Below are 16156 nucleotides of genomic sequence, written 5' to 3' on the forward strand. Positions count from 1 at the left end.
TTTTTGGGGTTTTATGAAGTATAAATTTACAAATTATATTTTAATTGAAGAAATTATACCATTTGCTGTTTTTTCACTTGCCCCTTTTCCTCCTAACTTTTGTTCTAAAATTTCGTATTCATTTTGAATGATTTCTCTGGATTTTCCAGATAAAATTTTGTGCAATTCGATTTCTAAATTATTGCTATTTAGCTCATTTTGAATTAATTCTTTTATCACTTCTTTGTTCATTATTAAATTAACTAAAGAAATAAATTTTAAAGTAATGATGCGTTTTGCAATTTCATAAGAAATTTTATTTGCTTTATAACACACTATTTGAGGCACTTTAAACAAAGCTGTTTCTAAAGTGGCTGTTCCAGATGTTACTAACGCAGCGTGGGATACACTTAGTAAATCGTAGGTTTTATTACTTACAAATTTTACATTTTCTGTGGTTAAAAAAGTTTTGTAAAATTGATATTCTTGACTTGGTGCGCCAGCAATTACAAATTGATAATCAGGAAATTTTGCTACAACCGAAAGCATAATGGAAAGCATTTTTTCGATTTCTTGCTTTCTACTACCTGGTAACAAAGCAATAATGGGTTGGTTAGTTAAATTATTTTCAGTAGTAAATTTTTCAAAAGTTATTGCTTCTCGATCTGCAATCGCATCAATTAACGGATGACCAACAAATTCGACTGGAAAATGATGTTTTTTCTCGTAAAAATCTTTTTCAAAAGGCAAAATCACGAACATTTTATCGATATCACGCTTGATGTCTTTGATGCGGTTTTCTTTCCATGCCCAAATTTGAGGGGAAATATAATACTGATTTTGAATGCCTAATTTCTTAGCCCATTTCGCAATTCGCATATTGAAACCAGGATAATCAATATAAACTATTGTGTCGGGCTGAAATTGCAAAATGTCTTTTTTACAAACAGAAATATTACCTAAAATGGTTCGCAAATTCATAATCACTTCGGCAAAACCCATAAAAGCTAATTCACGATAGTGTTTTACTAAAGTCCCACCCACATTTTGCATTAAATCGCCACCCCAAAAACGTATTTCTGCAGTTGGATCTTTTGCAAAAATGGCTTTCATTAAGTTAGAACCGTGTAAATCGCCAGATGCTTCGCCAGCTACTATGTAATATTTCATTTTGAATCAATTAATTGGCTAATATAAATAATTCTATTCTTTAGTAAAATTAAATTTTTGGCCACCTTGTTTTAGAATGAAAGTAGTAGCAGATGTAAACTCAATTTCTATTCCAGCCTGAACAAAGACAAAAACGTTATCTCTTGAAAAAGTTAATGGAAAACTCGGTTGTCCTGTTGCTTGTGCTAACAAATTTCCTTCTTTTTCAAACACAGTTATATTTAATGGAATCTCTTTTGATGCAAAGGTTCCTGAATATTTTTGAATTAATTCTGCATCTAACTTTTTAAAATTCGGAAACGGATAAGGTAACTTATAATAAATACTTAAAATTCCAATCATAATGTCGTTTTGACTATAATTTTCGCCGTTTACAATTAGAGAAATTGACAAATCGTCTTTTTCATAAAACCCCATTGTCGATTCAAAACCTTCAATTTTTCCGTTGTGTCCGTAAAATTTTCTTTCTCCAAAAGGAAAACGGATTAAAGCCATTCCATAAGTGTCTTTGAGTGTTTTCATCAATTCCAATGAAGCTGGAGTAACTAAATTTCCTTTAAAAAGGGAACGAATAAATTTTGTTAAATCTTCTGGTGTAGAAATAATTCCACCGGAAGAAAAAGCAATGTCGTTATTCCACTCTTCAATTTTTTCCCAATTTTCTCCATTAAACATGTACGAATAACTTTCTCTTTTAGAAACATCTGTTTTTTCGTTTGTATAATAGGTGTTTTTTAACTCTAATTTATCTGAAATTCTGGTTTTCAAATTTTCAGCAAATGATTTTTTTGTAATTTTTTCAATAATTAATCCTAAAATGAAATAATTAGAATTACTATATTCGTGCTTGGTATTAGGTTCAAAAATAGAAGTGTAATTTTCTATTTTTTTAAGTACTAATTCCTTAATATTTGGTTTTCCAAAAACATCTGTTAGTGTTGTATCTGCATTTGCATAATCTTTTATACCTGTTCGTTGGTACAACAAATGTTCGATTGTAATTTTATCAGATTGGTCAATTTTTGGAAAAAACCGATTCAATTTTGTGCTTAATAAAATCTTTTTTTCTTCCACCAATTGCATCATCATAGTTGCAGTAAACGTTTTAGAAACAGAACCAATTTTGTATTTCGTAGCGGTATTTGCTCTGACGCCTCTAGTAGCTTCTGAATAGCCATAAGCTTGTTTAAAAACCACTTCGTCGCCTTGTCGGATACAAAGCGAACCCATAAATTTGTCGTTCTCATATAAATAATGCAACAAACTATCAATTCGTGCAAAACGTATTTCTTGAGCAAATGTGACTAAAGAAATAAATAAAAATAAAATAGAAATGTTTTTTTTCATTGTAATTTGGGTTTTAAGTAGGTTGTAAATTGTTGTAAAACAATTACGAAATTAAGTAAATAGATTGGCATACAAAAATCGAAATTTTCACGTTTATACAAATATCAGTACTTTTACCGTATGTATAAACAAATTATTTGTCTTTTATTTTTTTGTAGCGTTTCTGTTGGCTTTAGTCAAGAGAAAAACAATGCCTTCAAAAGTAAAAAATTTGCTTATACAAATAAAGAAATACTTATTGATTCTTCGGCATTAAACCCAAATTCATTTAAAATTTTCTCTTCAAACAAACAAGAAATTGACACCTCATTTTATGCTTTCAATTATCAAACTAAAAAATTAATTTTCAAAAAAACATTTCAAGATTCGGTACGTGTTGAATATTATAAATTGCCAAATTTTTTAACGAAAACCTATACTATTTACGATGAAAATAAAATTGTCCCAAATGAAAACGGGAGATTACTAACGTTTTCAGAAAATACTAAAAAACAAATTCCTATTTTTAATGGCCTGCAAACCAATGGAAGTATTTCTCGAGGATTTACAGTGGGAAACAACCAAAATACAGTTTTAAATTCCAATTTGGATTTGCAAATTTCCGGTAAATTATCTGATGATATCACGTTAAAAGCATCCATTCAAGACAGTAATATTCCTTTGCAAGAAGGCGGATATTCTCAAAAAATTGACGAATTTGATCAAATATTTATTGAACTATCATCAAAAAACTGGAACATAAGAGCAGGTGATTTATTTTTAGAAAATAGAAAAACAAGTTTTTTAAATTTTAACAAAAAAGTCCAAGGTCTTTCTTCGCATTTTAATTGGGGAAATACTAATAAAAATGAGTTGTTCTTTGCGGCCTCTTTGGTTCGTGGGCAATATGCAAAAAGTAATTTTACAGGACAAGAAGGCAATCAGGGACCCTACAAATTACGTGGCAATAGCGGCGAATTATATGTGTTAATTATTTCTGGTTCGGAACGAGTATATGTAAACGGAATTTTAAAAGAACGTGGCGAAAACAAAGATTACATAATAGATTATAACGCAGGAGAAATTATTTTTAACGCCACTTTTCCCATAACTTCCGAAATGCGAATTGTAATGGAATATCAATATTCGGATAGAAATTTTACCCGTTTTTTAAGCTATGGAGGATTTAAACACGAAAGTGAAAAATTTAGTATTGGCGCTTATGTGTACAATGAAAATGACATAAAAAACCAACCGTTACAACAAAGTTTATCTGAAAATCAAGTGCAAACTTTACAATTTGCAGGCGACAATATTGACTTAATGAATGCGCCTTCAGCTTATATAGATTCGTATTCGGAAAATAAAATATTGTATAAAAAATCAACATTTGGCGGCATTGAAATATTTGAATTTTCTGCAGATCCAACGCAAACTTTATACCAAGTGAAATTTACTTTCTTAGGAAATAATTTAGGAAATTATATTTTGGCAAGCAGCAATACTATTGGTAAAATTTACGAATATGTAGCGCCAATTTCAGGAATTCCACAAGGAAATTATGACCCGATTGTAAAACTAATTGCGCCAACAAAAATTCAAATTGCTACAATTGTAAGTTCGTATTCACCAACAGAAAAAACAGAAATTGAAACTGAAATTGCCATTTCTAATAACGACAAAAATTTATATTCTAATTTAGACGACAGCAACAATCAAGGAATTGCCACTAAATTTAATTTGAAACAACAATTATTTTCTAAAGGGATTCGGGTGCAATCTTTTGCGTCTGTAAATTATATTCATGAAAATTTTAAACCAATTGAGCGATTATACAATATTGAATTTAATAGAGATTGGAACCTTACCAATCCATTAGGAAATCAGACATTGTTAGTTGGTGGTTTTCAATATAATTCGGTTCAAAAAGATAGTTTAAAATGGAAAACATTTGGAAAATACCAATTTGAAAAATTAGACTACTCTAACAATTTTTCTGGTAACAAACACGCTTTGCAAACTTTTTCAAAAAACAAAAATTTGGTACTTCAAACACAAATTAGTTTCATGAATAGTAAAAATAGTTCAAGTACATCTGATTTTTTAAGAAGTCAAAATGTTGCAAAATATAACTATAAAAAAAACTATGTAGGAGCTAATTTTAGATTTGAAAATAATAAAGAAATGTCAAATCAAACGAAAATTCTAAGCAATTTTAGTCAACGGTTTACAGAATATGGAAACTTTATTGGCCGTGGAGATTCCACAAAAGTATTTGCCGAAATAGGATATTTAATGAGACAAAATGACAGTATTAAAAACAATCTTTTACAAAGAGTAAACACCTCTTTTTCGACCTATTTAAAATCTCAAATCATTAAAAACGAAAGAAGGAATTTAGGTGTTTTCATTAATTATAGAACTTTAAAATTTACAGATAATCGCGCTACTGAACCTTCTATAAATTCCAGATTCAACTATTCTGATTCCTTTTTCAACCAACTGATACAAACTACTACTTTTTACGAAAACAATTCGGGAAGTATCGCCCAGCAAGAGTTTACTTTTTTAGAAGTAGATGCAGGGCGAGGCGTTTATATGTGGAATGATTATAATAATAATTCTGTTCAAGAGTTGCAGGAATTTGAAATCGCTACTTTTTCAGATTTAGCCAAATACATAAAAATATTTCTGCCCAATCAAATATTTATTAGAACGTATCAAAATAAATTGAGTCAAACGCTTACTTTCAATGGGAATGCTTGGCAAAATGAAACAGGAGTTAAGAAGTTTTTATCTAAATTTTACAACCAAACATCCTTAATAATTGATAAAAAAATTACTCGAAATTCCAATGCATTTGAATGGAATCCTTTCGCAAAAAATGATTCAAATTTAATAGGATTGAACAATAATTTTAGAAACAGTTTGTTTTTTAATAAAGGGAAACAAAAAAATTCTATTACCTATACTTTTAATTCTAGCTCGTTAAAAAACGTTTTAAATTTTGGAAGTCAAGAAAATTATCTTAAAAATCACCAGTTGCAATATGTACATTTAGTACAAAAATTTTGGCTTTTTCAATTGCAAACCAGTACTTCAAATATAAAAAGTATCTCTGATAATTATGCCACTCGAAATTTTAACCTTTCGGGGTTAGAAATGGGGGCTAAAGTTTCCTATATTTTTTCTAAAAACGCAAGTTGGGATCTTTTTTATGAAAATATTAGTAAAGAAAATATACTTGGGAATTTAGAAAAATTAAAACAACAACAATTAGGTACGTCATTTAATTGGAATACAGAAAAAGGATTTTCTTTGAATGGAATGTTCACTTATATCAATAATGATTTCATGGGAAGTGTTGCCTCTCCTGTTGGATTTCAATTATTAGAAGGATTACAAAACGGGAAAAATTCCACTTGGCAACTTCTATTCCAGAAAAATATTACCCAATTTTTAGATGTTTCCATAAATTATAACGGACGAAAATCAGAAACAAGTAAAACCGTTCATACAGGAACCATTCAGTTGCGGGCGTTTTTCTAAAAAATAGGCGTTCTAAAAAGTCAGAATTTTGTCATTCCGAATTTATTTCGGAATCTATTTAATTTCAGTTAATCAATTGTTTGTAGAAACTGAAACAAGTTCAGTTTGACAAACGCAAGATTTTATACTGTTTTTTAAAATTCTTTAAGGATCAACTAAAATGAAGTTGTAATTTGCAGTCCTAAACCAGTACTTGGCGGAACAAATCGGCACACACCACCTGCACAAACAAGTCCACCGCGTTGACGGCCGTAATTTATTGCCACACGTGTACTTCCTTTTTTATATGCCGTTCCAAAATTATAGAAATGAATATCAAATAAATCTGTTTCACTAATGGTAAGCGTTTTATGGTCAAAACCATAATTATACATATCCATAGCAAATATTGACCAATGTTCGTTGTGATTGTATTCTACGGTTCCAGCCGCCCAATTTTTTCTGTCATTGTCTGCCCACATATGTTCTAAACTAAATGTAATTGATTTTGTATCAGACAATTGATAGGTAGATTCTGAAAAAATGGTGTGAGAATTTACAACATACTCGTTAAAAATGCCTTGAATTTGTTTGTTGTTGTAATACTGGTTGATATACGTAAAAGCCGTTTTAAAATTTTTAGAAACCTTTTTTGTGATTTCAATATTATAATCTGAAAAATACTTCTCGTTGGCATTAAATAATTCTGCTTGATAATTTTGGGCATTTTCTCCAGCATTGTTTATATACCTATATTTTGCTTTCAAATTATACCAAGAAGATACATTTAAATTGATTTTCGTGCCATATTCTCCTCCTAATGCAGAGCCTTTTTTAAAGTCGTAGAAAAAATCAAATTCGCCACCAATTTCTCCAAATTTATTTACTTGTGTTGATTCATCCATTACGACTTGAAACTGTGCTTGATACACATAAATGTTAGCCAAGTTAGAATGATGTTGTTTGGTTAAACTAGGCACAAAATTCAAAATTTTGTCATTGTAATTTAAACTTGTACTTGAAAGTGTTGGGTAATTGTCTAAATTTCTTTGTGCCAATAATTGCATGTTTTCAACACGTCTTAAATTGGCATCAAAACCAATTCCTTTTTTCGAATATCCAAAATTTACTAACAAAGCACTTCCTTCTTTAGCAAAATTGGTATCCAAAATATTTTGTTTAATTATGGCGTCTCGCGACTTAAAAACATATTCTGTGTTTACATAATAATTTTTATAAGCTAACTCAAATCGGTTTGAAAATAAATTAGTAAAAGCGCTGAAATTTTGAACAGAAACTGGTAATTTTTCGTATCTACTAACGGCACTAAAACCATATTTAAAATCGAACGCTTCTAAGTTTAAAAGTTGACTAACATTAACATCCGTGTTAAAACCAAAAACATCACCGTTTGCCACATCAAAACCACTTCTGGCCTTTCCGTATAAAGCTGTAAATGAAATTTCATCAATCGGCGAATACACTACTTTTGCGCCTCGCAAGGCATTGTTAATTCCTAAAGATCGGTCTTCCCAGGTTCTTAGTGCTAATCCACTTCCAAACTGAACATAATAATGACCTAAAGTTATATCTAATTTTTTGGTTTTATAATTGGCATAATATGTGGCGAAATTGGTTCCCTTATATTTAGGATTAAAATTCAATAACGCCTCATTCATATACGATTCCACTTGCGTTCCAAAAGTAAATTTTTTGTAATTGAAATTTACATTGAAATAATTGTTGGCACGTAAAGGCACGGTATCTTGATGGATGCCTCTGTTTTTATCATTTGTGTACCATTGCCCATTTCTTTCGAAGCTACCATAAACTTTTACTTTCGTTTTGGTAGAATCTGCATTCTGAGCAAAAGAAAAAAGTGCTGAAAATAAAAACGTGAAACTGATTAACTTTTTCATTATTTAAGCGCTTTAATTTGTTCCAATAACTGATTTTCACTTCCAGGCGTATGACCATTTTGGGTAAAAACAATTTCTCCATTTTTAACTACTGCCGTAAAAGGCGGATTTGAAATACCCAAACCTCTTTTAAAATCTTGATTGGTATCCATAAGTATTGTATACTCCCAACCTTTTCCGTTTACAAGAGGTTTCACTCTTTTATTAGTTCTTGCATCATCTATTGAAACCGCAATAACTTCTACATTGACTTGTGATTTCCATTCATCATATACCTCATTAATGGCGTCCAATTCTTGAATGCAAGGCGCGCACCAAGTAGCCCAAAAGCAATATACATATACTTTATCTTTTTCTATAAAATTTTGAGTTGTAGAAACGGTTGTCCCTTCTAAATTTTTAAGGGTTACATTTGGTAATTTTTTTTGCGTAAAACCTAATGCACAAATAAATAGCATTACATTTAAAACTAGTTTTTTCATTATTTGAAAGTTATTTATTAGCAAATAAAAGATATTTCCAGCATTATAAAAAATTTTTTTAAATTTGCATAAGAAGTTTGATGCCAAACTACTGAAAAACAAAAAATTATATGAAAAAAATTCTATTTGCTACAATTACTTTTTTAGGATTATTAAACGTATCATGCATTTCAAATGACTGGGAAGATAATTCAGTCAGTTCTGCAGTTATTGAACAGCCCATATCTGGAAAATTTTTAAAAAATGTACTAATTGAAGATTATACCGGCACTTGGTGTCAATATTGTCCGAGAGTTTTGCATGGAATTAAACAAGTAGAGTCGGAACAACTTCGGGCTTATCCTGTATCCATTCACCGAAGTGTTGCCTCATCACCAGATCCTTATGATTTTCCTGCAACACCATTAGAACAATTAATTGGGGTAACGGGATATCCAACAGCTATGTTAAATAGAAATGTGCTTTGGGATAATGAAATTTCAACAACCGAAGTTAAAAATCAAATAAAACCAAATGCAAATTTAGGTTTAGCATTAAATTCAACAATTTCTGGTGGAACAATAAACTTGAATGTGAACATAAAATTTTTAGAAAATTTTTCTGATTTAAAATTAGTTGTTTATGTTTTAGAAGATGGTTTGCTTTATAATCAAGTGAATGCAACTTCGTTTTTTGGTGCGCAAAATCCAATTATTAATTTTGAACACGATCACGTTTTAAGAGCTTGTTTAACAGATTTAGCATATGGAGATACATTAACAGGGACAACTGCTGGAGCAACAGTTATTAAAAACTTTACTTTTACTATACCTTCTAATATAGCTAATGTAGCTAATTTGAATTTCGTTGCATTCGTTTTAGATGCAACAGGAAAAGCCATAAATGTAAGAGGAGCAGCTCCAAACCTAATTCAGACATTTCAAATTAACCCATAATTTTTTACTAAAAAGTTAAAAAGGGTGCCTAAAGGTGCCTTTTTCTTTTAATATAATTAGAATTAAATAAAAATAGAATAAATTTGTCACACCATACTTTAAACAGATGAAATATATATATATCTTACTTTCTTTTTTGACTTTTTTTACCAATTATGCTCAGTTAAGTAACAAGCATTGGTTGCCGCCATTGCACTCTAGAGATGCTGGTGCTATTGAAAATCATTTTTTGTATATTTCAACTCCGGAAACCATTCCTTTTCAAGTGACAGTAAAAACAGGAAACGGAATAGAAATTGCTGGTTCTCCATTTACAATTTCACAAACTGATCCTGAAGTTGTTCCTATTGGCATAGGACAACCTACTGAGATGTTTTTAGATATTAGTGATGTTAATATTGTTAAAAATGACAAAGGACTAATACTTGAAGGACCAAAAGATTTTTATGTAAGTTTTAGAATGCGCGCTGCAAACCATGCAGAAACATTAATTTCAAAAGGAAGACCAGGTATTGGAACCTCGTTCAGATTAGGAAGCACACCACAAGGAGGAGAAATAATAAATGCTCCAATTAGAAATTTTGTTTCTAGTGTTATGGCTACAGAGAACAATACGGACATATATTTATCTGATTATAATTCAAGTGTGGTTTTTGTTTCTGGTGCAGGAAATATAACATCTCCTTCCCAATCATTTACATTAAGTGCAGGAGAATCAATAGTTTTTTCAGGATATACGGATGTAACCGCTAACTGGACTGGATTTATAGGTGCATCATTAACTGCAACAAAACCAGTAGCAGTTAGTACTGGTAATGCTACCGGAGGGGTGTCTAGCAATGGATCAGATTTTACTTTAGATCAAATTGTATCTTCCTCTCAAATTGGCACAGAATATATTTTTATTGAAGGGAACGGATTACCTCTAATGGAATCGCCTTTAATTATCGCTGATGCAGACAATACTGAAATTTTCATAAATGGGAGCACAGTAGCAGTCACACCAACCTTAAATGCAGGTGATTATTATTTAGTGCCCAACTCTAATTATCAAGGAAGTGGTACTAATAAAAACATATACGTAAAATCATCAAAGCCGGTTTTTGCCTATCAATTAATTGGTGGGGATTCATCCTATCCAACTTCTGGATTGAATTTTATTCCGCCACTAAGTTGCTTTTTTCAAGAATCTGTTTATTTGCCAGCCATTGATGAAATTGGGGCATCAAATTATAATGCAGACTTGATGATTTTAACCTACTCTACTGCTACAATTACCATTAACGGCAATCCAATTAATGCTTCTCAATCACAAGCAGTACTTGGGAATACTGATTGGGTTACTTATAGAATTTCTGGATATACTGGAAACGTAAATGTGGTTTCAACTGGCCCATTAGCGGTAGGTGTTTTTGGAGCAAGTGGTGCGGCAGGATATGCGGGATATTACTCAGGATTTGGTAGTGCCCCGCAAGATACGCCAGTAACCGTTTGTTCGTCCACTACTACCAATTTATTTGATGCCATTAATGGAAATCCGGGAACAGGCGGCTATTGGACTCCAGCTTTGAGTAGTGGAACCAATATTTTTAATCCAGCAATTGATATTGCTGGTGAATATATTTATTCGTTTAATAAAACATGTAATACTTCACCAACTTTTATTAGTGTGAAAGTCAATGTTACCATTGAACAAGCTAATAGCGTAGGAACAAGTACTACAAAAGATACCTGTAAAAGTGCAACCCCTTTTGATTTATTTCCTTTATTAGGTCCAGGCGTAACAACTGGTGGAACGTGGTCTCTAAATGGTGTAAATAGACCGAATAGTACTTTTATTCCAGCCACTGATTTAAGTGGAACCTATGCCTATACCATTCCTGCAAGTGGCGTTTGTCCGGCATTATCATCAAGTGTAGTGGTTACTAATTATGATGTGCCAACTTTAGTAACTATTTCAGATTTTAAAGCATGTGATGATGCTTTAGATGGAAATGACACTAACGGACAAACTACATTTAATTTAACCCAAAAAACAACAGAAATTATAAACAACCAAGCTAACGTTTCAGTTACGTACCATTTATTACTAAATGAGGCGGTTTCTGGCACTAATGCCATTACATCGTTTACGGGTGCTACTACTATAATTTATGTTAGACTATTCAACGCGCTAACAAATTGCTTTAATACTACTAGTTTTAATGTAGTAGTAATGCCAAAGCCTATAGTAAATTCAATTATTACATTAAAACAATGTGATAGTGACACCGATGCAATCACCGATTTTAATTTAACAGAAGCGAACGTAATATTATCTAATCAAAGTAATTTGACTTTTACCTATCATGCTACCCAATTGGATGCTCAAAATGATGTCGCCCCACTTACAAATGCGGCGAATTATACTTCTCCAAATAACGGATTGGTTTGGGCAAGAATTGAAAATGCTGATGGTTGTTTTAGAACAGCACAAGTTGACTTACAAGTTTCAGCAACACAAATTCCAGCTACTTTTCAAAAAATTGTATTGGAAGAATGTGATGATTATATCGATTTAAACGATCCTGATACTGATGGTATTGATTATTTCGATTTAAATTTAGCAACTAATGATCCTGTAAATGGAATTTTAGCACAATTTACAAATAGCACAAATCTAATTGTATCCTATTATACAACCGAAGCACAAGCTTTAGCAGAAACAAACCCAATAGACACTACTGACCCAGATGGCTTTAGAAATACCGTTCCAAATCTTCAAAATATTTGGGTAAGAATTGATAGTAATATAAATAATGATTGTGTAGGATTAGGGCAATATCTAGATTTAAAAGTAAATCCGTTACCCAATTTTGACATAATCGATTATAAAATTTTATGCGTGCAACCAGGCTCTGGAGCTGGAAGTTTTGCTATTAATGCCACACCAACCGTACCAGGCAATTATTCCTATTCTTGGACGCCTACCAATCCAAACACAACTGCAGGACAACAAAACGCTATTTTTAATGCGGGTGCATCAGGAATTTATAAAGTAGTTGTAACCAATACAGCCACATTATGCTCTAAAGAAGACCAAACAGAATTGTTTATTTCTTCGGCACCTAATTCTGTGAAATTAGAATTGGTTTCTGAAATTTTCTCTAGCGGATTAGCTACCATTCAGGCAGAAGTAATTGGCGGATTTGGATCTTATGAATTTAGTTTAAATCAAGTAGATTGGCAGACTAGTCCGGTTTTTACAAACTTGGCAAATGGTAATTATACGGTTTATGCTCGTGATATTAATGGATGTTTACCTATAAAACAATCCAACTCGGTAACTACCATTTCGTATCCAAATTATTTTACGCCAAATGGCGATACCTATAACGATATTTGGAATATATCTGGCTTAACGCCTGCATTTGAAGCTAAAATTTTTATTTTTGACCGATACGGAAAATTACTAAAACAAATCAATCCGTATGCTAGTGGATGGGATGGAAAACTAAATGGCGTAGAAGTGCCTTCAACAGATTATTGGTTTAAAATTGAATATACAGAAGATGGCATTTTGAAAGAATTTAAATCACATTTTAGTTTAAAAAGATAATATGACAGCTTTCGTAAAACAAGAAGTAAAAAACAATATTGGATACCTCACCTTTTTTCATCCTGCTGGAAATTCATTTCCAAGTGCTCAATTGCAGGAATTAGTTAAATTGATTCAGGATTTAGACGCGAATGAAAACGCTGCCATTATTGTTTTACAAAGCGAGGGAACTACCTTTTGTGCCGGTGCTTCTTTTGATGAATTATTGCAAATTGATAATTTATCAGACGGAAAACAATTTTTCTCTGGTTTTGCCAATGTGATAAACGCCATGCGAAACTGTTCGAAATTAATTGTTGGAAAAGTGCAAGGAAAAGCCGTTGGAGGTGGCGTAGGAATTATTGCCGCGTGCGATTATGCCATTGCCACAACAAAAGCCGATGTAAAACTTTCAGAATTCACTATAGGAATTGGCCCTTTTGTAATTGAACCCGCTGTGAGCCGAAAAATTGGTCACACCGCTATGGGCGAATTAACTTTAGCAGGAAATGAATGGAAATCCGCAACTTGGGCTTTTGAAAAAGGGTTGTTTGCCAAATTAGTGCAACCTGAAGATTTAGAATCAGAATTAGTTAAATTTACTACACAATTAGCCAGTTACAACCCAGACGCTTTAGCTGAAATGAAAAAAGTATTGTGGCAAAACACCGCACACTGGACTACATTATTATACGAACGCGCGGAAATATCAGGAAAATTAGTACTGAGTGCTTTTACGAAGAAGGCTTTGGGGAAAAATAAAAACCTCTAACTCGTTTTCAACCAACCGGTAATACTAAATCTTTTTCTATGAACGGGTTTGACTTCGTGTTCTAAAATTTGACTTTCAAAAATGACGACTCTGCCTTTTAGTGGGTAAATTTTAATGTCTTCTTGTGGCTTGTATATGACCAATTCGCCACCAAATTCGGGTTGCCAATTTTCATCGTTTAAATAACACACTATAGATAATTTTCGTCGCGTATCGTTTTTAAAAACATCTAAATGACGTTTATAAAAAGTCCCTTCTGGATACATCGCATAATGAAACTCTTTAGTGGTAATGCCTAAATAACAAGTCGCATTAATATAAGCCACAAAATCGTTGATGGTATTGAAAAATGTTTCTGAAGCTTCATTTTTATCTTCTTCATTCAACCAAAAAATATAATCACCTCGAATTTCTTCTTTCACCACTTCATCCGATTTGTTTCCAATTGCCGATTTTTTAAATTCAGTTGTTTCTAGTTTTTGTTCTAATTCGACATGCATAATCTGCACCGCTGCATCAGAAAAAAAAGCATCGCAAACGGCATATTGGTTTTCTAATAAATCGGTAATTATGGTTTCGTAAAGTGGATTTAGTTCCATTAGTTGTAGATTTAAAGCAAAGATATATGAATATTTTCGTAATTTTGCAGTTCAATTATCGTATCATGAGTAAAATTAGAATTACCAAGCAATTTAGTTTCGAAACGGGTCATGCCCTTTATGGCTATGATGGAAAATGTAAAAACGTACACGGACACAGTTACAAGCTTTCCGTTACGGTTATTGGTGAGCCGATTACAGATTCCAATCACGTAAAATTTGGAATGGTAATTGATTTTACCGACTTGAAAAAAATTGTACGAGAAGACATTGTAGATGTTTTTGATCATGCTACCGTTTTTAACCAAAATACCCCGCATGTAGAATTGGCAAAAGAATTACAAAATCGCGGACATCATGTAATTTTAGTGGATTATCAACCTACAAGTGAAAACATGGTAGTAGATTTTGCAAATAAAATTAGGGCGCGTTTGCCAAAAGAGATTGCGTTACATTCTTTACGTTTACAAGAAACAGAATCGTCGTTCGCAGAATGGTTTGCCGCTGATAATGTTTAGATTATTAGACATTTTAGATTTTTAGATAGTTGGACATTTTAGATTGTTGGACATTTTAGATAAAAACACTTAAATTAAATTATTTTAAAAAACTTTTTAGCATTCTAATTAATCTAACCATCTAAAAATCTAGAAATATGTGCGTTACTTTATTATCTTCTCCTTTACAAGGTTTTACAGATTTCAGATTTCGAAATGCGTTTCATAAACACTTTGGTGGTATTGATACTTTCTATTCGCCTTACATCAGATTGAACGGAAAATTAGAAATTAAAGCGTCATACGAACGTGATATTCTTCCAGAAAATAATACTACTTTAGAAGTCATTCCGCAAATTATTACCAATGATGCGGATGAGTTTTTATTTGTAGCCAAATACGTACAATCACTTGGATATAAAGAACTCAATTGGAACTTAGGCTGTCCGTATCCCATGGTGGCAAAATGCGGAATGGGCTCTGGTTTAATTAGTAATACCGAACGAATTCATAGTATTTTAGATAAAGTACATAGTGAGACGAATATTGTGGTTTCGATGAAAATGCGCATGGGTTATGAAAATGCCACAGAAATTTTAGAGGTGTTCCCGATTTTAGAAAAATATCCTATAAAAAATATTGCCATTCATGCCAGAATAGGAAAACAACTTTACAAAGGACCAGTAGATTTAGATTCGTTTCAACGTTGTTTGGATGTTTCAAAACACAAACTGTATTATAATGGTGACATTACATCGGTAGAAAAATTCAGAGAAATGCAAGCTCGCTTTCCCAGTATTGACCATTTTATGATAGGCAGAGGTCTAATTGCCGATCCGTTTTTACCCAATATGATAAAAAATAATACTACTGAATATCCAGAAGATAGATTTAAAATTTTTAATGCCTTTCACGATGAAATTTATCAGGCATACGATGCGTTTTTGCAAGGCCCAACGCCAATTAGAATGAAAATGTTAGGCTTTTGGGAATACTTTTCACAATCCTTTCCGGATACCCAAAAAACATTTAAGAAAATTAAAAAAGCCCAAAGTAAAAGAAATTACGAAATTGCTGTTAAAGAAATATTTGCTTCTAAATGATTATAAATACAAAAAAACGCTTCAATAATGAAGCGCTTTTTGTTTTATTAAATAGTTTGTTGTTCTTAATTTACTTTTTGATAATTAAGAATTCACTTCTTCTGTTTTGTGCGTGCTCTTCTTCTGTACATGCTGTGCAGGCAACTTTTGGTTGGGTTTCTCCCATGCCGCTACCTGTGATTCTTTCTTTTGAAATGCCTTTCGATACGATATACTGCACTGTTGCTTTGGCTCTTCTGTCTGAAAGTCTTAAGTTGTAACTGTCCGAT

The 16156-nt window shown here is 32.0% G+C and carries 12 protein-coding genes; 6 read left to right on the plus strand and 6 right to left on the minus strand.

Annotation, left to right across the window (positions count from 1 at the left end; genetic code table 11):
• Positions 1–33: 33 nt before the first annotated feature.
• Together lpxB and ACIQ2I_RS02040 are read right to left on the minus strand one after the other, a co-directional pair.
• Positions 34–1149: a lipid-A-disaccharide synthase gene (gene lpxB / locus ACIQ2I_RS02035; RefSeq protein WP_396180770.1), complete on the minus strand. Its 1116-nt coding sequence runs from the start codon at positions 1147–1149 to the stop codon at positions 34–36.
• Between the two features lie 33 nt (positions 1150–1182).
• Positions 1183–2496, minus strand: a complete 1314-nt coding sequence (locus tag ACIQ2I_RS02040; RefSeq protein ID WP_396180771.1) for a serine hydrolase domain-containing protein — start codon at positions 2494–2496, stop codon at positions 1183–1185.
• Positions 2497–2616: 120 nt separating this feature from the next.
• Between ACIQ2I_RS02040 and ACIQ2I_RS02045 the strand changes: the two genes are divergently transcribed.
• Positions 2617–6024: a hypothetical protein gene (locus tag ACIQ2I_RS02045; protein WP_396180772.1), complete on the plus strand. Its 3408-nt coding sequence runs from the start codon at positions 2617–2619 to the stop codon at positions 6022–6024.
• Between the two features lie 155 nt (positions 6025–6179).
• Here ACIQ2I_RS02045 and ACIQ2I_RS02050 read toward each other — a convergent pair whose 3' ends face one another.
• Together ACIQ2I_RS02050 and ACIQ2I_RS02055 are read right to left on the minus strand one after the other, a co-directional pair.
• Positions 6180–7922, minus strand: coding sequence for a DUF6029 family protein (locus ACIQ2I_RS02050; RefSeq protein ID WP_396180773.1), 1743 nt, complete (start codon positions 7920–7922; stop codon positions 6180–6182).
• The gene (locus tag ACIQ2I_RS02055) at positions 7922–8404 is read right to left on the minus strand and encodes a TlpA family protein disulfide reductase (protein WP_396180774.1); all 483 of its coding nucleotides are present in this window, start codon (positions 8402–8404) and stop codon (positions 7922–7924) included. Before ACIQ2I_RS02055 ends, ACIQ2I_RS02050 begins: the two co-directional genes overlap by 1 nt.
• A gap of 110 nt (positions 8405–8514) precedes the next feature.
• On the opposite strand from ACIQ2I_RS02055, the gene ACIQ2I_RS02060 reads away from it, so the two are divergent.
• The 3 genes from ACIQ2I_RS02060 (at position 8515) to ACIQ2I_RS02070 (ending at position 13688) form a co-directional block, all read left to right on the plus strand.
• Positions 8515–9339, plus strand: a complete 825-nt coding sequence (locus ACIQ2I_RS02060; RefSeq protein ID WP_396180775.1) for an Omp28-related outer membrane protein — start codon at positions 8515–8517, stop codon at positions 9337–9339.
• A 106-nt stretch (positions 9340–9445) separates the two neighbouring features.
• Positions 9446–12937: a T9SS type B sorting domain-containing protein gene (locus ACIQ2I_RS02065; RefSeq protein WP_396180776.1), complete on the plus strand. Its 3492-nt coding sequence runs from the start codon at positions 9446–9448 to the stop codon at positions 12935–12937.
• A gap of 1 nt (position 12938) precedes the next feature.
• Complete coding sequence (locus ACIQ2I_RS02070; protein WP_396180777.1) at positions 12939–13688, plus strand: enoyl-CoA hydratase/isomerase family protein; 750 nt, start codon at positions 12939–12941, stop codon at positions 13686–13688.
• Here ACIQ2I_RS02070 and ACIQ2I_RS02075 read toward each other — a convergent pair.
• Positions 13685–14287 (minus strand): 2OG-Fe(II) oxygenase, encoded by a 603-nt coding sequence (locus ACIQ2I_RS02075; protein WP_396180778.1) that lies wholly within the window; start codon positions 14285–14287, stop codon positions 13685–13687. The genes ACIQ2I_RS02070 and ACIQ2I_RS02075 overlap by 4 nt on opposite strands.
• A gap of 65 nt (positions 14288–14352) precedes the next feature.
• Between ACIQ2I_RS02075 and ACIQ2I_RS02080 the strand changes: the two genes are divergently transcribed.
• Entirely contained in the window at positions 14353–14805 is a 453-nt protein-coding gene (locus ACIQ2I_RS02080) for a 6-pyruvoyl trahydropterin synthase family protein (protein ID WP_396180781.1), read from the plus strand.
• Positions 14806–14942: 137 nt separating this feature from the next.
• A complete protein-coding gene (locus tag ACIQ2I_RS02085) occupies positions 14943–15887 on the plus strand; it encodes a tRNA dihydrouridine synthase (protein WP_396180779.1) in 945 nt (314 codons plus the stop codon).
• A 70-nt stretch (positions 15888–15957) separates the two neighbouring features.
• Here the strand turns inward: ACIQ2I_RS02085 and ACIQ2I_RS02090 are convergent.
• Positions 15958–16156 (minus strand): OmpA family protein (locus ACIQ2I_RS02090; protein ID WP_396180780.1); only part of this gene is annotated, 199 nt, incomplete at its 5' end.

The sequence above is a fragment of the Flavobacterium sp. genome (assembly GCF_044368995.1).
In the GTDB taxonomy this organism is placed as follows: Bacteria; Bacteroidota; Bacteroidia; order Flavobacteriales; family Flavobacteriaceae; genus Flavobacterium.